This window comes from Streptomyces sp. NBC_00582, assembly GCF_036345155.1.
Lineage (GTDB): Bacteria > Actinomycetota > Actinomycetes > Streptomycetales > Streptomycetaceae > Streptomyces.
Genome location: NZ_CP107772.1, coordinates 10,505,727 through 10,524,528 on the forward strand (window position 1 = coordinate 10,505,727; position 18,802 = coordinate 10,524,528).

At 69.8% G+C, this 18,802-nt stretch carries 18 protein-coding genes and 1 pseudogene; 14 read left to right on the forward strand and 5 right to left on the reverse strand.

Annotation, left to right across the window (positions count from 1 at the left end):
- Nucleotides 1-116 precede the first annotated feature (116 nt).
- The 11 genes from OG852_RS47820 to OG852_RS47870 all read left to right on the forward strand — a co-directional run bounded on the left by OG852_RS47820 (nucleotide 117) and on the right by OG852_RS47870 (nucleotide 14,994).
- Complete coding sequence (locus tag OG852_RS47820; protein ID WP_330351330.1) at nucleotides 117-1,109, forward strand: ABC transporter permease; 993 nt, start codon at nucleotides 117-119, stop codon at nucleotides 1,107-1,109.
- 246 nt (nucleotides 1,110-1,355) lie between these two features.
- Nucleotides 1,356-2,960 (forward strand): ABC transporter substrate-binding protein, encoded by a 1,605-nt coding sequence (locus tag OG852_RS47825; protein ID WP_330351331.1) that lies wholly within the window; start codon nucleotides 1,356-1,358, stop codon nucleotides 2,958-2,960.
- A gap of 143 nt (nucleotides 2,961-3,103) precedes the next feature.
- Complete coding sequence (locus tag OG852_RS47830; RefSeq protein ID WP_330351332.1) at nucleotides 3,104-4,942, forward strand: hypothetical protein; 1,839 nt, start codon at nucleotides 3,104-3,106, stop codon at nucleotides 4,940-4,942.
- 73 nt (nucleotides 4,943-5,015) lie between these two features.
- Nucleotides 5,016-5,783: an SDR family NAD(P)-dependent oxidoreductase gene (locus OG852_RS47835; protein WP_330351333.1), complete on the forward strand. Its 768-nt coding sequence runs from the start codon at nucleotides 5,016-5,018 to the stop codon at nucleotides 5,781-5,783.
- A gap of 42 nt (nucleotides 5,784-5,825) precedes the next feature.
- Nucleotides 5,826-6,773 (forward strand): VOC family protein, encoded by a 948-nt coding sequence (locus OG852_RS47840; protein WP_330351334.1) that lies wholly within the window; start codon nucleotides 5,826-5,828, stop codon nucleotides 6,771-6,773.
- Nucleotides 6,770-7,561: an SDR family NAD(P)-dependent oxidoreductase gene (locus OG852_RS47845; RefSeq protein WP_330351335.1), complete on the forward strand. Its 792-nt coding sequence runs from the start codon at nucleotides 6,770-6,772 to the stop codon at nucleotides 7,559-7,561. The genes OG852_RS47840 and OG852_RS47845 overlap by 4 nt, the downstream gene beginning before the upstream one ends.
- A 237-nt stretch (nucleotides 7,562-7,798) precedes the next feature.
- Entirely contained in the window at nucleotides 7,799-8,971 is a 1,173-nt protein-coding gene (locus OG852_RS47850; RefSeq protein WP_330351336.1) for an alpha/beta hydrolase family protein, read from the forward strand.
- Nucleotides 8,968-9,948 carry an ornithine cyclodeaminase family protein gene (locus OG852_RS47855; RefSeq protein WP_330351337.1) on the forward strand — a complete coding sequence of 327 codons (981 nt, stop codon included), beginning with the start codon at nucleotides 8,968-8,970 and terminating at the stop codon, nucleotides 9,946-9,948. The genes OG852_RS47850 and OG852_RS47855 overlap by 4 nt, the downstream gene beginning before the upstream one ends.
- Nucleotides 9,949-10,052: 104 nt before the next feature.
- Complete coding sequence (locus OG852_RS47860) at nucleotides 10,053-11,072, forward strand: dihydrodipicolinate synthase family protein (protein WP_330351338.1); 1,020 nt, start codon at nucleotides 10,053-10,055, stop codon at nucleotides 11,070-11,072.
- A gap of 79 nt (nucleotides 11,073-11,151) precedes the next feature.
- Nucleotides 11,152-12,069, forward strand: coding sequence for a hypothetical protein (locus OG852_RS47865; protein ID WP_330351339.1), 918 nt, complete (start codon nucleotides 11,152-11,154; stop codon nucleotides 12,067-12,069).
- Nucleotides 12,070-12,660: 591 nt separating this feature from the next.
- On the forward strand, nucleotides 12,661-14,994 hold the full coding sequence (locus tag OG852_RS47870; RefSeq protein ID WP_330351340.1) for an ATP-binding SpoIIE family protein phosphatase: 2,334 nt from the start codon (nucleotides 12,661-12,663) through the stop codon (nucleotides 14,992-14,994).
- Nucleotides 14,995-15,000: 6 nt separating this feature from the next.
- Here OG852_RS47870 and OG852_RS47875 read toward each other — a convergent pair whose 3' ends face one another.
- Nucleotides 15,001-15,171, reverse strand: coding sequence for a hypothetical protein (locus tag OG852_RS47875; protein ID WP_330351341.1), 171 nt, complete (start codon nucleotides 15,169-15,171; stop codon nucleotides 15,001-15,003).
- Between OG852_RS47875 and OG852_RS47880 the strand changes: the two genes are divergently transcribed.
- On the forward strand, nucleotides 15,170-15,949 hold the full coding sequence (locus OG852_RS47880; protein ID WP_330351342.1) for an SDR family NAD(P)-dependent oxidoreductase: 780 nt from the start codon (nucleotides 15,170-15,172) through the stop codon (nucleotides 15,947-15,949). The two genes, OG852_RS47875 and OG852_RS47880, sit on opposite strands and share 2 nt — an antisense overlap.
- Before the next feature lie 104 nt (nucleotides 15,950-16,053).
- Here OG852_RS47880 and OG852_RS47885 read toward each other — a convergent pair whose 3' ends face one another.
- Nucleotides 16,054-16,269, reverse strand: coding sequence for a hypothetical protein (locus OG852_RS47885; RefSeq protein WP_330351343.1), 216 nt, complete (start codon nucleotides 16,267-16,269; stop codon nucleotides 16,054-16,056).
- A gap of 290 nt (nucleotides 16,270-16,559) precedes the next feature.
- On the opposite strand from OG852_RS47885, the gene OG852_RS47890 reads away from it, so the two are divergent.
- Nucleotides 16,560-16,748 carry a DoxX family protein gene (locus tag OG852_RS47890; protein ID WP_330351631.1) on the forward strand — a complete coding sequence of 63 codons (189 nt, stop codon included), beginning with the start codon at nucleotides 16,560-16,562 and terminating at the stop codon, nucleotides 16,746-16,748.
- 299 nt (nucleotides 16,749-17,047) lie between these two features.
- On the opposite strand, the gene OG852_RS47895 is transcribed toward OG852_RS47890, so the two are convergent.
- On the reverse strand, nucleotides 17,048-17,914 hold the full coding sequence (locus OG852_RS47895; RefSeq protein WP_330351344.1) for an SDR family oxidoreductase: 867 nt from the start codon (nucleotides 17,912-17,914) through the stop codon (nucleotides 17,048-17,050).
- Nucleotides 17,915-17,977: 63 nt separating this feature from the next.
- Here OG852_RS47895 and OG852_RS47900 point away from each other — a divergent pair, with 63 nt between their 5' ends.
- On the forward strand, nucleotides 17,978-18,313 hold the full coding sequence (locus OG852_RS47900) for a winged helix-turn-helix transcriptional regulator (RefSeq protein WP_330351345.1): 336 nt from the start codon (nucleotides 17,978-17,980) through the stop codon (nucleotides 18,311-18,313).
- A gap of 14 nt (nucleotides 18,314-18,327) precedes the next feature.
- Here OG852_RS47900 and OG852_RS47905 read toward each other — a convergent pair whose 3' ends face one another.
- Nucleotides 18,328-18,585, reverse strand: a complete 258-nt coding sequence (locus OG852_RS47905) for a hypothetical protein (RefSeq protein WP_330351346.1) — start codon at nucleotides 18,583-18,585, stop codon at nucleotides 18,328-18,330.
- A 157-nt stretch (nucleotides 18,586-18,742) separates the two neighbouring features.
- Nucleotides 18,743-18,790: pseudogene (locus tag OG852_RS47910) on the reverse strand (hypothetical protein); the annotation flags it as partial.
- Nucleotides 18,791-18,802: the final 12 nt, after the last annotated feature.

An 18,802-nucleotide genomic window follows, 5' to 3' on the forward strand; every position in this document is an offset into this window, starting at 1 on the left:
CCAGATACCACCAGGCGACCGCCCCCGCCGGAACCCGTGCGCAGGGCAGGCGAAGCGATGGCAAGCATCAACGGCTGCGATAACCGGGCGGCGGTGTCCGTCCCTAGGGTGGGCACATGGCTAACCTGCGGCTTGTCACCCTTCGGCGCGATCGACGGATGCATCCGATCCTGCGCCTCGCACTGCACCGGGCGCTCCTGGCGGCCGTGCTCGTACTCGTCGTCTCCGCGGTGACGTTCGTCCTGCTCTCGGTCGCCCCCGGCGATCCGGCGGCCACCCTGCTCGGCGGCTTCGCCACCCCGGCGAAGATCGCGCAGGTGCGGCGGGAACTGGGCCTCGAGAAGCCGTTGTGGCAGCAGTACTGGGACTGGCTCGACCAAGCGGCGCACGGCAGCCTGGGCTCGTCACTGGTCTCCCAGGAGGCGGTCTTTCCCGAGCTGATGGGCCGGCTGCCGGTCACCCTGTCGCTGGTCGTCGGCACGACGCTGGTGTCGGCCGTGGTCGGCGTGGGCGTCGGCGCGTTCAGCGCCGTGCGGGGTGGCCTGGTCGGGCGCTTCCTGGACGTGGTGTCGATGCTGGGATTCGCCCTGCCGAGCTTCTGGCTCGGCCTGGTCCTGATGGAGCTCTTCGCGGTGCAGTGGGGGCTGCTGCCGGCGACCGGTTACGTGTCGTTCGGCGACTCCCCCCTGCTGTGGCTGCGCTCCCTGGTGCTGCCGGTGGCGACACTGTCGATCGGCGGTGTCACCGGCATCGCGAAACAGACGCGCGACGCCCTCCTGAGCGAGTGGGGCAAGGACTACGTCGACGCGCTGCGCGCCACCGGCCTGTCCGAACGGCGCATCCTGCTGCGCCACGCGCTGAAGAACGCCGCCATCCCGATCGTCACCGTCGTCGGGGTCTACTTCGTCGGCATGCTCGGCGGCGCCGTCCTGGTCGAGAACATCTTCGCCATGCCCGGTCTCGGCAGCCTGGCCACGTCGTCGACGGGTCAGGGGGACATCCCCGTCGTGCTCGGCATCGCGGTCCTGTTCTGCCTGATCGTGGTGCTGGTGAACTTCCTGGTCGACCTCGCCTACGGCCTGCTCAACCCCCGGGCCCGTGCGGCCTGACCCGTCTTCGCTCCAGGGCTCCGGCCGCAGCGTCACCGCCGCGGACGGGGCCTTTCCCTGTACTGGGGGAGGCCCGCGGTCATCACAGGCCGCAATGCCTCCCATCGAGACGGTGTGGTTGCTGCGGTTCGACCCACGCTGCTGTGATCTGGGACACCGAGCCGACGGCAGCGACGGACCGCTGCTCCGCGGCAGCGGCATCCCACCCACGCACACCGAGAACGAGCTCCGTGAAGGGAGCAATCCATGGCTGAGGTCAACAAGCTTCGGCGGGGGCCGGCCAGCCTGTGTACGGCAGGAGCCCTCGTGGTCCTGACCGCCTGCTCGGGCAGTTCCACGCCCGGTGCCGGCGGGAGTTCCACGGCCGCCTCGAACCTCACCGACGCGACGAACGTCAAGCGCGGCGGCACGCTCACGATCGCTGAGTCCTCCCCGTTCCCGCTGGACCCGGCGCTGGCGTCCCCGCCGTTCGTGCTGGCCCCGGCCTACGACTCGCTGATCCACCAGAACGTCGACAACACCTACTCGCCCGACCTCGCCACGTCGTGGAGCATGAGCGACGGGAACCGCCTCTTCAAGATGAAGCTGCGTGCGGGCGTCAAGTTCTCCGACGGCACTGCGATGACGCCCGCCACCGTCGTGGCCTCCCTGAAGCGGATCATCGACACGCCTGGCCCCAACGGGTCAATCGGGCCGGTCAAGAGCGTCACCGCGGTCGGTGACGACGAGGTCGACGTGGCCTACTCCAAGGCGGTGCCGGAGAGCTTCGCGGTCAACTCCTTCAGCCAGGCGGCCAACTTCGGCATCATCGTCGGCCCGACCGGCACCGCGGACCCCGATACCCTCTCGAAGGCCTCGGACGGCGTGGGGCCGTACAAGCTGGACCCCTCGCAGTCCAACAGCTCCAAGACGACCTTCATACCGAACGACAACTACTTCAACCAGAAGGCGATCAAGTTCGACAAGGTCGTCGTCACCCAGATCCCCAACGCGACCGCACGAGTGAACGCGCTGCGCAGTGGCCAGGTCGACTACGCCTTCGACGTGGGCACCGCCAACGCCACCAGCGCCGAGTCCTCCGGACTCCAGGTCTCCCAGCACGGCTCCCTGCTGCCGTCCCTGGTGCTGGAGAACCGCGTCTCCGGGCCGCTGGCCAAACTGGAGGTGCGTCAGGCGATCGAGTACGCCGTCGATCGCACGACCATGATCGAGTCGCTGTTCAACGGGATCGGCACCGCGCAGAGCAGTGTCGGCATCAAGGGCCTCGGCGGCTACGACGAGAAGAACTCCGATCCCTACCCGTACAACGTGGCCAAGGCGAAGGCCCTGCTGAAGAAGGCCGGATATCCCAACGGTTTCACCATCAGCACACTCGACTTCGCTCAGCAGGACGTCAACGGGAGCCTCGCGCAGGCCTTCGCCAGCCAGCTCAAGGCCGTCGGCATCACGCTGAAGATCCACGTGATCAGCACGGGCTTCACGCAGTTCCTGACCGCGATCTCGTCGAAGAAGTACGACGCCGTGGTCACCAACCTCCCGGGCAACGACATCTACACCGAGTACAACCAGTTCCTCGGCAAGGGCACGGTGGGCAACGGCTTCGGCGTGGTGGACTCCACGGTCGAGCAGCTCATGACGGCGGCCGGCACGGCCTCCACCTCGGAGGAGGACTCCGCGATGCAGGCGATCACGAACCGGATCGACCAGCAGGCCTGGGTCGTCTCGGCCGGTGTCATCCCCACCATCGACCTCGCGGCGAAGAACCTCGTCAACATCGCGCCCGACGGCAGCCCCAACTCGCAGCCGTACGCCTTCGACCCGTCGGCCAAGTCCTCCTGGTACCTGAAGTGACCGACCGTCAGCGCCCCTGACCTCCGGCCCGTTCCAGGTCTCCGGCCCAGCCCCCGCTGATCCCCGGCCGGTCCGAGGCTCCGGCAGCCGCCGCGGCCCCGGGCCGGCCACCGTCCGCCCCCCGAACCAAGGACTCGCCCACCATGACCGACTCCCTCCAGGACCGCATCGAACTCGACGCGCTCGACGTGCGCGGCGGCGAGGTGCGCACCCTCCCGCGGACCACGCGGGTGCGTTCGCTGACCGTCGCCGACGGCGGGTCCCTGACCGCGCCCGAGGGCCACCACCTCACGGTGACCGTCGACGGCGTCGAGACCGGCTCGAAGCTGCTCTCCACCTACGCGACGACGACCGCCGTCGCGCCGGGCACCTACCGCGGCGACGTGGTCGTCACGGTCACCGAGGACCACCCGGCCTCCGTCATGGACGCCCCCTTCCATCTGCGCCAGGCGGTCTACGTCGACGCCGACGGCGTCGTGGACGCCAAGTCCGTACCGTCCGCCGTACGCGGCGGCACCTACGACGGCCGCTCCGCCCGCGGCGTCACCGTCGCCTCCACCGGCGAGGCGTTCAACGGCTTCTACATCGCGGGCGGCGAGTACGAACTCACCGACGCCACCTTCGACTTCGACGGCAACGGCCGAAGCGACTTCTCCGCCCAGGGCGCGGCCGTCGTCGCGAAGGGGCGCACGACCCGCCTCACCGTCGACGGCGCGACGATCCGCACCCGTGGCGCGGTGCGCGCCGGTGTCGTCGCCGACGACGGTGCTCGCGTGGTCGTGAAGAACTCCGTCATCACCACCACCGACGGCACCCTGCCCGACGACTACGAGGACGTCCTCGGGCCGGGCATGATGACCGTGCCCTGGCCGCTCGGCCTGTCCGGCAACGTCCGCTCGGTCGTCACCCTCGGCGATCTGACCCGGGCCACCTATGTCGCCTGCTCCGTCACCTCCAGCAACTGGGGCGTGCTGGCCAGCGACGCGGTCGGCTCCAGCACCATGCTCGGCAACCTCGACGTTCCGCTGCGCCTGAGCGCCGTCAACGTGGACGCCGTCATCACCGGCAAGGACGGCTACGGCGCCTACGCCGACGTCAACGCCGTCGACACGTTCCTCGGCACCCGCTTCACCGGCGTCACCTACGGCCTTGTCCTCAGCGGCGGCTCGGTCACCCTCGGGGACAGCACACACGAGCGGGTCGCGCAGCTCGACGCGGACCTGGAGACCGGCCTGAGCGGCGAGGAGATCGCCGCACTGCCCGAGCGGGCGAGCGTCATCGAGTCGCGACGGTTCGGGGCGCTCCTGCACCAGTTCCCGGGCAGCGTCCTCTCCGTCACCGGAGGCACCCGGATCTCCAGCGCCGGCACCGTCTTCCTCAACAAGGGCGTCAAGGCGGACATCACCGTCGACGGCTCGGGCGGTGCGCGGCTGGAGGCGGGGAACGGCGTGCTCTTCCAGTTCATGGACTCCGACGACCCGATCATCAACTCGGGCGACTTCGACGACGTACGCGCCGTGTACGCCCCGCCCACCGGCCCCGCTCGGCGCGACCCGCAGTGGGACGTCACCGAGGTGCACGACGACGACAGCGTCGCGCGGTTCACCGACATCGACCTGCGCGGCGACTTCTACAACGGAGCCCGCGCCGGCCGGAACATCGCGCTGACGTTCACGCGGACCTCGCTGCACGGCGTGATCTCCGCCTCCGTGGCCGAGCACCGGGTGGCGGCGATCGGCCCCGAGCAGTACCGCGAGCTCGGCGAGGTCGACAACACCGCCGCCCCCGCCGTGAACAACGGTGTGATCGTCACCCTCGGCGCGGGGTCGAGCTGGACGGTCACCGGCACAAGCCACCTCACCGGGCTCGTCCTGGACGCGGACGCGACGCTCACCGCCGGCACCGTCACCGTCGACGGTGTGCCGACCGAGCCGAAGCCCGGCACGTCGTACCACGGCGCGATCGAGATCACGACAGCCTGACCCGAGGCGCCCCACCCCCACACGAGACCTCGACACACGCAGACATTCGGCACACGCAGACAGAGGAGCAACCATGGCAGGCCGTCTGGACGGCAAGATCGCGCTCATCACCGGCATCGGCAGCGGGATGGGACGGGAGGCGGCGCTGCGCTTCCTGCGGGAGGGCGCAAAGGTCGTCGGCTGCGACATCAAGGAGGAGGGCATCGCCGAGACGGTCCGCCTCGGCCGCGAGGCCGGTGGCGAGATCGACGGCTTCGCCCCGGTGAACCTCTCCGACGCCGCCGCCGCGGAGAAATGGGTGGAGGACGCGGCCGCGGTCTTCGGCGGAGTCGACATCCTCTACAACAACGCCTCGCACCCGGTGTTCGGCCCGATCGACGAGATGCCGGTCGAGACCTGGGACTACGGCATCGCCAACGAACTCAACCTCGTCTTCTACACCACCCGCACCGCGTGGAAATACCTCAAGCGCAGTGGTGGCGTCGTCGTCAACATCGGCTCGATCGCCGGCACGCGCGGCGTGGAGTTCATGCCGCAGAACGTCCACGGCACCGCCAAGGCCGGCGTCATCAACCTCACCCAGCAACTCGCTGTCGAAGGCGCGCCGCACAAGATCCGCGCCGTCGCCGTCAGCCCCGGCTTCATCGTGACCCCGGCCACGGCCTGGCTGGTCGACAACGGCGACGACGCGTTCAAGAGCAACATCGCCCGCATCCCGCTGGGCCGTCCGGGCGCACCTGAGGACGTCGTGAGCGCGGCGGTCTTCCTCGCCTCCGACGAGGCGGCCTGGATCACCGGCGTCAACCTCGTCGTCGACGGGGGCGGCACTGTCCTGGGCTGACCTGCGGCCCACCGAGCAGCGAGCGAAGGAACAGTCTGACCCATGAGCCACCTCAACGAACACGGCATCACCCATCTGCGCCACGTCGACCTGGCCGTGCCCGACTACGAGACACAGCGGACCTTCTACAAGAAGGTCTGGGGCCTCACCGAGACGGGCACCGACGGTGACCTGTCGTACCTGGCGGCCGAGGGCTCGCCGGAGCAGTACGTCATCCGCCTGCGGAAGTCCGCCGACAAACGCCTCGACCTGATCGCCTTCGGCGCCGACAACGCCGCCTCGGTCGACGCCCTCGCCCAGCAGCTCGGCAGCCGCGGCGTCCAACTGGTCAGCGAGCCGGGCGAGTTGCAGACCGCGGGCGGCGGCTACGGCTTCCGCTTCTTCGACATCGACGGACGCACGATCGAGATCAGCGCCGACGTCGAGACGCGCCGACACCGCGCGGTCGAGGAGGGCGAGTCCGTCCCCGTACGGCTCTCCCACGCGGTGATGAACAGCACCGACCCCAACAAGACGCGAGACTTCTACGCCGACGTCCTCGGCTTCAAGCTGTCGGACACGCTCTGGGGCGAGCACATGGGCGAGATGATGCACTTCATGCGGTGCAACGACTGGCACCACAGCCTCGCCATCGCCCGCGGCCCGCACACGTCCGTGCACCACGTCTCCTTCGAACTGCGCGGCCTGGACGAGTACATGAGGGCCACCGGACGGGCCATGCGCGCCGGTACGAAGAAGATCTGGGGGCCGGGCCGGCACAACGCCGGCAACAACACCTTCAGCTACTTCCTCGACCCCAGCGGCAACACGATGGAGTACACCACCGAGCTGGCCCGGCTCGACTCCGACATATGGCACCCGCAGGTGTTCGACATCGCCGACCCCGACACGCAGGACCTGTGGGGCACGGCGGACCCGATGAGCGAGATCATCGCTCGGGACAGCTTCAACGACCCCGACAGCGGCGTGTTCGTCGCCCCGCCGGTATGAGCCCCGTGAACCCGGCCGCGAGTGGCCGGCTGGCCGGCAAGGTCGTCGTCGTCACCGGAGCCGCGCGCGGCCAGGGGGCCGCCGAGACCGAGGCGCTCGCCGCCGAAGGCGCGCACGTCATCGCCACCGATGTCCTCGACTTCGAGTACGCCGGTGGCGACCGGCCGGGCGGCGGCAGCGTCACCCAGCTCCGCCACGACGTCACCGACGCGGCCGGCTGGGCCGAGCTGGCGGAGTTCGCCGGTGAGCGGTACGGCCGCGTCGACGCGCTGGTCAACAACGCGGGAGTGGCGGCCCGCGAGCGGATCCCGCATGTGTCGGCCGAGGCGTGGGAGCGCACGTTCGCCATCAACGTGACCGGCCCCCTGCTGGGCATCCAGGCGCTTGTGCCGCTGATGGCGCCGGGCTCCAGCATCGTCAACATCTGCTCCGTCGCCGCGGTGTCGGGGCACGCGGCGGCGGCGTACACGGCGAGCAAGTGGGCGCTGCGCGGGCTCACCCGCTCCGCCTCGCTGGAGCTCGGCGAGCATGGAATCCGGGTCAACGCGGTCATGCCGGGGCTGATCGACACCCCGCTGATGGCCTCGGCGCCGCCCGCGTTCCAGACCGCCGCGGTCGCGGAGATTCCCCTGGGCAGGGTGGGGGTTCCCGCCGACATCGCCCCGACGATCGTCTTCCTCGTCTCGGACGACTCCGCCTACTACAACGGCGCCGAGCTGGTGATCGACGGCGGCATGACCGCCCATGTGTCGCACAAGCACATCGCGGACGCCACGCGCCCGTCCTGAATGCCGGACGAGCGCGGGCGGTGGGACGCACCGCGGTCGACGCCGTACACGCGTTGACCGCGCCGTCGGGGTCCCCTGCGCCCGGTACGACGCGCCGGCTTTCCGCCGACCCCCGTACGCGGCACGCGGCTCGGTCGTACACCTCGTCGTCCATGGCGCGTCCGACCAGCCCGTCGATACCTCGCATCACGACGGTACGGGTTCCGGGCGCACACCACCGACGGCAGAGTGACGGACATGTTCGAGTACTTCCCAGACAACTACATCTGGAGCCTCGGCGTCGCCGCGACGCTGAACTCCGGCGGCTGCATCGACGAGGTCGACCGTGCCTGCCGCCCGATCCGTGAACTCGCCCGGCAGGGCAGCGACGTCGGCACCAGGGAGTTCATGGCGTCCTGGCAGGCCGTCGCCGGACAGCTGGAGAGCCAGGCCGACGAGGCCGCGGCGGCCGGCCACCCGCGCACCGCCGGGCAGAGGTACTTCCGGGCGGCGGCGTACCTGTGCCAGGCGGAGCGCATGCAGAGCGCCAAGGACCCCGACCGCAGGCAGGTCTACCAGCACTGCCTCGACCTGCTGGAGCGCTCGTTCGAGCTCGTCGACCCGGCCACCTCCAGAGTCGCGGTGCCCTTCGAGGGGACGACCCTGCCGGCGTACTTCACCCGGGCGTCCCGCCCCGACGGGACCCCGGCGCCGACGGTGATCATGTGGAACGGCCTCGACTCCACCAAGGAGCACATGTACACCTCCGGCTGGCCCGCCGAGATGGCCGCCCGCGGGATCTCCACCCTGATGGTGGACTGCCCCGGCAGCGGTGAGGCGCTGCGCTTCCAGGACCTCAAGGCGCGCGTCACGACCGAGGACTGGGCGACGGCGTGCGTCGACTACCTGGAGACCCGCGAGGACGTCGACAACGCCCGCGTCGGCCTGGTGGGCTGGTCGCTCGGCGGGTTCTACGTGCCGAGGGCCGCGGCGTTCGAGAAGCGGCTCGCCCTCGCCGTCGCCTGGGGCGCCAACCACAACTGGGGCGAGGTGCAGAAGGCGCGGCTGGAGCGGGAGGGCGAGAACCCGGTCCCGCACTACTGGGAGCACGTGCTGTGGGTCTGGGGCCACGACGACGTCCCCTCGTTCATCGAGGCCGCGGCCGCCGTCCACCTCGACGGCGTCGTCGAGCGGATCACCTGCCCGTTCCTCGTCACGCACGGCAGCAACGACCGGCAGATCGACGTCAAGTACGCGCACCGCTCCTACGAGCAGGCCGTCGGCAGCCCCCGGCGCGAGCTGCGGGTCTTCACGCCCGACGAGGGTGCCACGGAGCACATCGGCCTGGACCACCTCCCTCACGTCGGCTCGTACATCGCCGACTGGATCGAGGACGTGTTCACCGCCCCGGCGACGGAAGGCACTCCATGACCCTGATCCTCGGCGATGCCGCCGTACGGTCCGTCTTCGACTGGAAGGAGGCGGTCGAGGCCCTCCGCGCGGCCTACGCCGGTGATCCCGACGGCACCCGCTTCCCCGCCCGCCGGATGGCACGCGGCGACCACGGGTGGCTGCGCACCTTGAGCGGCGTGCCCGCCGACCCCGCGCTCATGGGCCTGAAGATCATCGCGGCGTCGCCGGAACACGGCCGCGTCTCCTATCTGATCCCGCTGTTCGACCAGCGCAGCGCGGAGTTGGTCGCGCTGCTCGACGGCCACTCGATCACCGGGTTCCGCACGGCGGCGGCCTCCGCTCTCGCGGCGGACGTCCTCGCTCCGGCCGGTGCCCTGCGCGTCGGGCTGATCGGCTCCGGCTTCGAGGCGAAGAACCATGTACGGGCGCTGGCGGCGGTGCGTGAACTCACCTCGGTGACGGTCTACAGCCCCCGCCCCGAGAGCCGTACCCGCTGCGCACGCGAACTGGCCGACCTGGGCGTCGAGATCACCCCGGCCGAGTCCGCGCGGGCGGCCGTCGCGGACGCGGACGTCGTCGTGTGTGCCGCCCGCTCGCGCGACGAGTCACCGACCCTGCTCGGGGCGTGGCTGCGCCCCGGCATGACCGTTGTGTCGATCGGATCGACCCTGCCCGAGCAGCGGGAGGTCGACCCGGAGGTCCTGTCGCGCTGCGCGCTGCTCGTCGCCGACATGGTCGAGGAGGTCCTGGAGGAGACCGGCGACCTGATCGCCGCGCGGGCACAGGGCGTCGACGTGAGCCGTAAGACGGTCTCCCTGGCCGACCTGGTCTCGGGCCGGCACCCGGGCCGCGAGAAGCGCGAACAGATCCTGCTCTACAAGTCGGTGGGCTCGGCGGTGCAGGACCTCGCCGTCGCCGAGATGTGTGCGCGCAGCGCCGAGCGCGACGGCCTCGGCCTCGTCACCGACCTCGGAATCCACCCGGTCGAGAAGTGAGAACCGCGTGACGAGCCCGTCGCGGACCGGCACCACCCGTCCCACTGACTCAACCACCCGCTGTACGTGACGAGTCGTCAACTGGCAAGAAGAAAGGACCGGACATGGCGGACTACAACCGGCGCGAGGCGCGTGAGTGGGCGCGCGAGAGGCTCGTCGGCGCCGTCAACTGCACCATCCCGTCGTTCACCAACGACCTCAGCGGCATCAACGAGACGGCGATCCGGCACGACGTGCGGCTGGCCAAGGAGCACGGCTTCCTGGGCACGCTCGGCGTCTCCGAGGTCAACATCACCCTGCCGGAGTACCTGGACTTCCTGCGGATCATCCGCGACGAGGCGGGCGACGACCTGGTGGTCGTGCACCATGCCAGCTGGAGCGATCTCGAGCAGAACATCGAGGCGGTCAAGGGCGCGGAGGCCGCAGGCGCGGAGCTGGTGCTGCTGTCGTACCCGCCGAACTTCTACCCCGAGTCCGAGCAGGAGGTCTACGACTACACCAGGGCCGTCTGCGACGCCACGAACCTGGCCGTCATCCTCTTCCCGATGTTCCTGTGGAACTTCAGCTCGCGCATCCACCCCTCGGACATCCCGGCCCGCCTGATCCGGCGGCTGATCGACGACTGCCCGAACATAGCCGTGATCAAGGCCGAGGGCGGTTTCCCCAGCATCCAGGGCATCATCGAGTGCCACCGGCTGTTCGGCGACGAGGTCGTCATCTCCTGCCCCATCGAGGGCGAGTTGATCCCCCTCTCCCAGGTGATGCCGATCCAGCTCTCCGCGACCAGCGACCACGAGTACTACGGCCCGACGATCCCGCACGTGATGGGACTGCTGCGGGACGGCAAGTACGACGAGGCGACGGAGATCTACTGGCGGCTGCACCCGGCCCGCAAGGTCAAGTCGAATCTTGCCGCGCAGCTCAACGGCGGCTTCTTCATCAACCGTCAGGCGTGGAAGTTCCAGGGATGGCTCCAGGGCTACAACGGCGGCCCGCTGCGCATGCCCACCCAGCGCATCCACGACCCGCAGATGAACGCCCTGCGCAAGGGACTCGTCGACGCCGGCCTCGAACCGAGCATGGACCCGTTCCGGGAGTTCTTCATCGGCCGCAATCCCGCCTGAGCGGTACGCCCCTGCCAGGTCGGCGGCCTGGACGGACCGGCCGACGGCACATCACCCACGCACGAAGGAGCAGTACCAGATGAAGCAGTACGTCGACCTTGTCCTCAAGTCGATGGTCGAGAAGGACCCCGGTCTCCTTCCGCTGGCGGACCGCTACCGCGCTACGGAGAACTCGATCCCGGGTGCGCTGAACATGCTCACCGCCTGGCGCCTCGTCTCCAGGGTGAACGCCCTGGGGCCGGTAATCGCCGACGAGGAACTCGGCAACATCGTGATGACCGCGAACCTGGAGATCGGTGGCGCGCCGGCCACCTTCTGGGCCCGGATTGCCGTCGCCGACGACCGGATCACCGAACTGGAGATCTTCCACGCCAAGTCCCGGGGGGAGGGCGGCTACGTGATGCTCGCCGAGGAGATCGGCAACGAGCCCGCGGTCTGGAAGTCCGCCATCCCGGAGAGCGGCCGCGCCACCCGCGAGGAACTGCTCGCACTCGGCAGGGCCATCTTCATCGACACCGCGGCGCCGACGCCCCCGGAGGGAGACGACTGCGTCGTCATGGAACAGGGCGGCGTGGTCCACGAGTTCGCTGAGTTCCACGACCTGCTCATGGGTGTCGACACCGGCCCGCACGCGCCGGAGGACACCGTCGTCATGCCCTACGGTCTCGCGCCCTTCCGGCCGTCGGACCCGAAAGCGCGGGTCGTCGCGGCCGATGTCGAGCAGGGCCTGGTCGTGACGATCGGCATGGTCCCCGGCTACATTCTGCCGACGGTGACGAGCGCCGCGAACATCTCCGCCTTCGTGCCGGCCTCCATGCGGGAGATGCACGCACGCAGCGTTCTGCCCAAGTGGCTGGAGGGCCGCAGCGTCATCGACGAGATCGAGGTCATGTGCGTCTCGATGCACGTCCTGCGCATGTTCGACGGCAAGCTGCAGGCTTCCGAGATGTTCAACAGCCTCACCGGCGCCGGCGCGCGGTCGGTGTGGGTCGACTGACCGTTCCCCGCCCGAACCGGTGCCGGTCGCCGCGCGAGAGTCCGACGCGCGCCGCGACCGGCGGAGCGCCGGAGACTTCCGTCTGGATCACCGCGCGGATCAGAGGCAGATGGCCGCAGGCACCCCTTTTGCCTGCCTGAACAGCCCGGACGTGAGAGCCCGCGCCAACGAACGGACGCTGTCGGTCAATTCCGCCCCGCTGGAGTTCATCCAGCGGGGCGGAGTGCCGCGAAGGGCGAGACGCGGGTGCGGGCGAGCGGTCTGCCGGTGAGCCAGGCATCGAGGCGAGCGAGGCTGCCGGCGCCGATTCCATCCGTTGGTACCTACCGCACCACAAAGCGTCCGATGCGGCGTTTCCCGGATTGCGGCGCGGGATCTGCCTGCCGGAACCGGCCTTCCCTTCCATCCGCACCTCTGCCTGGTCCTGACCCACAGCGTGGCCACTATCTGCGTTGCGTGGGGGAGTCACGTTCGTTCGTCTTGCGGGCGACTGCCGCGTGGGACCATCGTAAAGAGCGCGGTATGTCCGTCAAGGCCAGGTGAGGCGCTATGAACGACCCCGTGGTGCAGCCCGGGAGAGCCAGGGCGCCCGTGAACGACGTGATCGCCACCACCACCCCCGTGGTAGTGGCCGACTCCGACGGGATCGTGGCCTGCTGGAGCGATGGCGCACGGTCCCTCCTGGGATTCGACACCGACGAAGTGGTCGGAAGGCCGCTGGACGCACTGCTGACAGGGGATGGCCTGGCCTTTCGGCACCGTGAAGGCCGCCATGTCGACGCGGCGCCGCTGGTGTCCCCCCTGGTGCTGCAAGGGAGACACGCCGGTTACCTCCTGACCGCCACACCCGAGGCCGGGGCGGTCGGTGCTACTCACGACCGGCTTCTGACCTTGGCGTTCTACCAGAATCCGACCGCCACCGGGATCACCGACCGTGAAGGCCGGCTACTGCGTGTCAACCCCCCGATGGCCCGTGCGGCAGGCTGGACCGAAGCGGAACTGAAAGGCCGCTTGGTGACGGAGTTCCTCACCGGACCAGGCTTCTCCGCGATCAACCGACAGCTGCTGCGGGTCGCCGAGACCGGTGTCCCCGAATCCACCGAGGCATACGTCCGAGCCCCCGGGGAACCTCGGGCACATGCGTGGGGCGTCGACGTCTTCCCGCTCACCGACGAGGCCGGTCGTGTACAGGCGGTAACGACGTGCATCTTCGACTACTCGGAGCTGCACGGCTCGCGGAAGCGCATGGCACTGATCAACGAGGCGCGCGAACACCTGGGGACCAGCCTGGACGTGGCGCGCACCGCCAGGGAACTCGCCGAGGTGATCGTTCCGCGGTTCGCCGACGGCGTCGCGGTCGACCTGTTCGACCAGGTCATCGAAGGCCAGCTGGCGGCATCGGTACCGGTCGGGCCGGTCGCGCTGCGCCGGGTGGCTTTTCTGCCGCACTCCGGCGCTCCATCTGTCCACCAATCGCCTGATGACCTGGTCGTACACCCGGCCTCGTCGCTCGTGGCGGCATGCCTGCGGAGCGGAAGGCCGGAGTTGCGGACACTCCCGGACCCGGCGATCAGGCGATGGTTTCAAGAGGACCCGGCGCGGGCGGAACAGCCGCGGGATGGCGGCGCCCACTCGCTCATCGCGGTTCCCCTGCGAGTTCGCGGCGTGCCCCTGGGCGCTGTGCTGCTTCTGCGAAACGCACGAACACCGGACATCTTCACGCCGGACGACCTCACGGTCAGCGAAGACCTTGCCGCCCGGGCGGCCGTCTGTCTGGACAACGCGCGCCGGTTCCGCCGCGAACGTGGCATTGCTCTCGGCCTCCAACGCATGCTTCTGCCCCGCCTCCCCGGGCAGCACCCGGCCGTCGAGACAGCCGCACGCTACCTGCCCGCGGGCGGAGAGGCCGAGACAGGCGGTGACTGGTTCGACGTGATCCCGCTGCCCGGCGCGCGGGTCGGGCTGGTCGTCGGTGACGTCGTGGGACATGGGCTCACAGCGGCCGCGACCATGGGGCGGCTGCGTACGGCGGTACGCACGCTCGCGGACATCGACCTGCCGCCGGAGGAGCTCCTCACGCACCTCGACGACATCGTGAGCAACACCGCGGACACCGACGCGGCTCCCGCATTCGGGCTGGACGCCGTGGCCTGCGACGTCGGCGCGACCTGCCTGTACGCCGCCTACGATCCGGTCGTCGGCATCTGCACCCTGGCCAGCGCCGGACACCTTCCCCCGATCATGATGTCTCCGCAAGGCAAGGCGCACAGCGTCGAGGTCCCGGTCGGTCCGCCACTCGGCCTGAGCAGTCTTCCGTTCGAATCCACGGAGATCGCCGTGCCGGAAGGCAGTGTCCTCGCCCTTTTCACGGACGGCCTCATAGAAACCCGTGACCAGGACATTGACGCGCGACTTGAGCAACTGCGCGGCCTCCTGGAACAACCTTGTGAGTCACTCGACGAGCTGGGCGACGGAATCCTGGACGCCTTGCTGGTCCCGGAACGGAGTGACGACGTAGCGCTGCTCCTGGCTCGTACCCGCGTCCTCGACCGGACCCAGGTCGGCAGGTGGGACATTCCGGCGGATCCGTCCGTCGTGGCCGACGTCCGCCGCAGCGTCTGCGAGCGGCTCTCCGAATGGGAGCTGGAGGAGAGCGCGTTCAGCGCGGAGCTCATCGTCAGCGAGCTGGTCACCAACGCGATCCGTTACGGCGGCGGTTCGATCCGCCTGCAGCTCATCAAGGACGACACGCTCATTTATGAGGTGTGGGACGGAAGCACGACCACACCGCACCTGCGTCGGGCGCAGCCGAGTGACGAGGGCGGTCGTGGCTTGTTCCTCGTTGCCCAGCTCACTCAGCGCTGGGGAACCCGGTACACCCGCGAGGGAAAGGTCGTCTGGGCCGAGCAGGCGCGCCCGGCCTGAAGACGGTCAACGCCGGGCACTCCCGCCGGTGCTCAGCGTCCGGCCGAGCGCGTGTGCCTCGCGCAGGAGGAGCGCACCGAGTTCAGGTCTGCGCTCGGCACGGAACCGGGTCTCCACACCCGTCACGGTCAACGCCCACGCCGGCTGTCCGCCGTGGTCGAACACGGCTGCGGCCATGCCCCAGCTGCCTTCCACCACAAGCCGTGGCGACAAGGTCGTGGCCACCGCCCGCGACACCGATTCCCTCAAGGACGTGGTCGCCGCGCACGGCGAGGCGATCCTTCCGCTGACCCTCGACGTCACCGACAAGGCCGCCGCTACCGAGGCCGTGCAGCGGGCGCACGCGCACTTCGGCGGCCTGGACGTCGTGGTCAACAACGCCGGCTACGGCCTGTTCGGCGCCGTCGAGGAACTGGCCGAGCAGCAGGTCCGCGACCAGATGGAGACCAACTTCTTCGGTGCCCTGTGGGTGACCCAGGCCGCCCTGCCCCTGCTGCGCGAGCAGGGCGGCGGCCACATCGTGCAGATCTCCACCATCGGCGGCGTGACCACCTTCCCCAACCTCGGCGGCTACCGCGCCTCCAAGTGGGCCCTGGAGGGCCTGACCGAGTCCCTCGCGCAGGAGGTTGCCGCATTCGGGATCAAGCTCACGCTGGTCGAGCCCGGCGGCTTCGCCACCGACTGGTCCGGCGCCTCTGCCAGGTTCGCCGAGCAGCTGCCCGCCTACGACCAGGTGCGCGCGGCCATGGCCGAGGGCTGGCGCAACATGAAGATCGGCGACCCCGCCGCGGCCGGACCGGCACTCTTGAAGATCGTCGACGCCGACAACCCGCCCCTGCGCGTCTTCTTCGGCACCGTCGGACTGGACCTGCTCCCCCACGTCTGTGCCGAGCGCCTCAAGACCTGGCAGGACTGGACCGACGTCTCCGCCCTGTCCCAGGGCACCCCGGCCTGAACCGAGCCGGGTGAGTGCGCGTTCCCGAAGTGCCGGTGACAGGCGTACGTCGTGGCGCCAGCCCGTCAGGGCTGGCGCCACGACCGCTCCTCACCGAAGCAAGGTCAGGCTGTCTCCGCCATGCGTGGCCAGGCGGCGGCGAGTTCGGCCACGTCGATGTCTTCGCGATGGAGGTGATCGGGGACCGGGCGACGCAAGGTGGCGACGTGGGCCGGCAGGGCCTGCTCCAAACGAGCGCGTCCGGCGTCGGTCCGAATGGCAATCGACGACCGCGCGTCGTGCGGTGCCTGTTCACGCAGGAGCGGGCTTTCGGTCGCCATGGCCTGCGCGGTACGCCCGGCATCGGGGGCGAGACGTGACACAGGCCGGCCAGGTCGCCGAGTTTCATGGTGTGGTCGGGGGCTTTACTCAGCGCCAGGAGCACGAATGCGCTCGGTGCGGGTCAGGCCGTGAGCGCATCGCCTTATCGAACCCCTGCTTCATGTCTGTGATGGCCGGTTGTCTCACCCCCTGTACATCACCACGGCCATCCTCGGCATGCTCCTGACCCTGGTCACTCTCTCCGTCGGGGCTCCCAAGACCGTGCTCAAGGGGCCGTACTCCGCCAGGGCTGGTCCGCTTCATCGGACTGGCCGAGGTCGCTGCGGCCGCCGGACTGATCATCGGTCTCTTCTGGCAGCCTCTGGACATCGCCGCAGCCACCGGCTTCGCCGTCCTGATGGTCGATGCGGCCGTCTTCCACTGCAGAACCGGCGACTTCGCCGACCTCGAAACCGGTGCCAACGCCATGGGCGCATAGTGCTCCGCCTGATCTCCTCGCCACAGCTGTCGTCCTGGCCCTGGCCATGTGGCCCCTCGCCCCGGAGGCAGGGCCTCGGCAGAGTCGGCGGTCCGGTTGGTGACGGCTGGCTCCGTCCCCCGGCAGCCGGGGCGGCAGGCAGACGGCGACGCTGAACCGTTTCCATTCCGCCGCGAACAGCGGCGGCCGGGCATCTTGTCGTCTCTCACCCGCCTGTCTGTGAGAGCAGTGTCCTGGTGGGGGACCCTGACGGGGGTGCGGCTCCGGCAGTGGCGTCCCGGCTGCGTCGCCGGTCCGTGTCAGAGATCTATGTCGGCCAGCCACTGGCTCGGGGTCCGGGGTGTCAGGCCGAGGCGCTTCTGAGCGGAGCGCTCGGCTGTGATCGAGTGGTCGGGCTGCGTGCTGAGGGCCTGGTACATGTCTGCGATGTCGGTGGCGGCCTGCTCGCCCATCATGGGTGCGAGTGGTGCGAAGAAGGCGTGGGGGTCGGTCGCCTCGTAGGCCACGGGCCTTCCGAGCCGGGCGCTGAACGCCTCGGCCAAGTCCTCGCCGCTGACGGCTGGGTACTGGCCGACGGAGACCACGCCGGTGACGTCCGTGCGGTCGAACATCACGGTGGCGATGTCGGCGATGTCCAGGTGCGAGGCCCAGGAGGCGCGGAAGCCGCTGGGCAGCGAGTAACGCAGCACGCCCTCCTCGCGGACGCCCGCGATCACGTTCGGCAGCAGCAGGTTCTCCAGGTAGAACCGGGGCTCGATGACGGCGTGTGAGACGCCGCTGTCCGCCAGCCCGGCGGCGAGCACCGAGACGGCGTTCGCTGCCGGGGTGTCCTGACCGCTGTCGCCGTCGGTGCCGATGAGGCCGCCGCTGGTGGAGAACACCACGCGGGCGGGCCGGGCCTCGCGGATGGCGGCCACGACGTTGCGTGCGAAGGCCAGGCGGTCCTCCTCCGGGGCCACCGGCAGGTGGACGAACACCCCCTCCGCGCCACGGTAGGCATCGGCCAGGTCCGCGGTGGAGGAGTAGTCGACGGTCAGCACGCGTGCGCCGTCCACGACGGCGCCCGCCTTACTGGTCAGGGCGGTCACGGGCTTGCCCGCGGCGATGAGGGCTGCGACGACAGGGGCACCTTGGGCGCCCGTGGCGCCATGGATCATGTAGGTCATGGAGCCATTAGTGCACAGGATGCATCGGTTACATCAACTGCACTAATGGCCTAGACTCGAACTATGACCGCTGACCGTCTCCCGGAGTGCGGCGTCGCCCGGTTCATCACTCTGCTCGACGGGCCGTGGGCCACCCTGATCGTGCGCGAACTCCTGCGCGGGCCACACCGCTTCACAGAGTTGCGCGATGCGCTGCCCGGCATCAGCCCGCACACCCTCACCAGCCGGCTGCGCCGGTTCGAGAGGCACGGCATCGTGACCCGCACCGCCTACGCGGAGATCCCGCCACGGGTCGAGTACCGGCTCACCCCCCTCGGCGAAGGGCTGCGCGCCGTCCTCGACACCATGGCCGCCTGGGCCGTGACAGTCCCTGACGGCGAGTCGGGCGTCACCGCCTGACCGTCGAAGCGGCGTCACCGGGTCGAGAGGCCGATGGAGATGCCGCCGTTCACCTCCAGGACGACGCCGGTGATGTAGTCGGCGGCGAGCATGGGGGGTGTCGATGGGGCCGGGGGCGATGGCGTGGCGGTGATGCCGTGTCGGGCGCCCCGGGGGAGGTCGTCGCCTCCGGCCGCGGGATGTCTGCCTCCTCCGCCGGAGCCGACGCGGCCGCGGTCGGCGTGCTTGCCCGCTGGCGCGAGGGATCGCCGGCTCTCCCCGTTTCCTGTCACATGGGAACCAATACGGGCAGGACGATGCGGGAGGGCCGGTCGGGGTCGTGGAGGGTCTGCTGGCGGGCGACTCGGGCCGTGGTCGCGCTCTCCTCGGTTTCGCCTGTGTTGTGGTTGCGGTCCAGTGCGGGAAGTTGCCGGAGGTGAGCTGGAGCCGTATGCGGTGTCCTGCCTGGAAGGCGATGGTGGTCGACCACAGGTCCACGACATGCTCGGC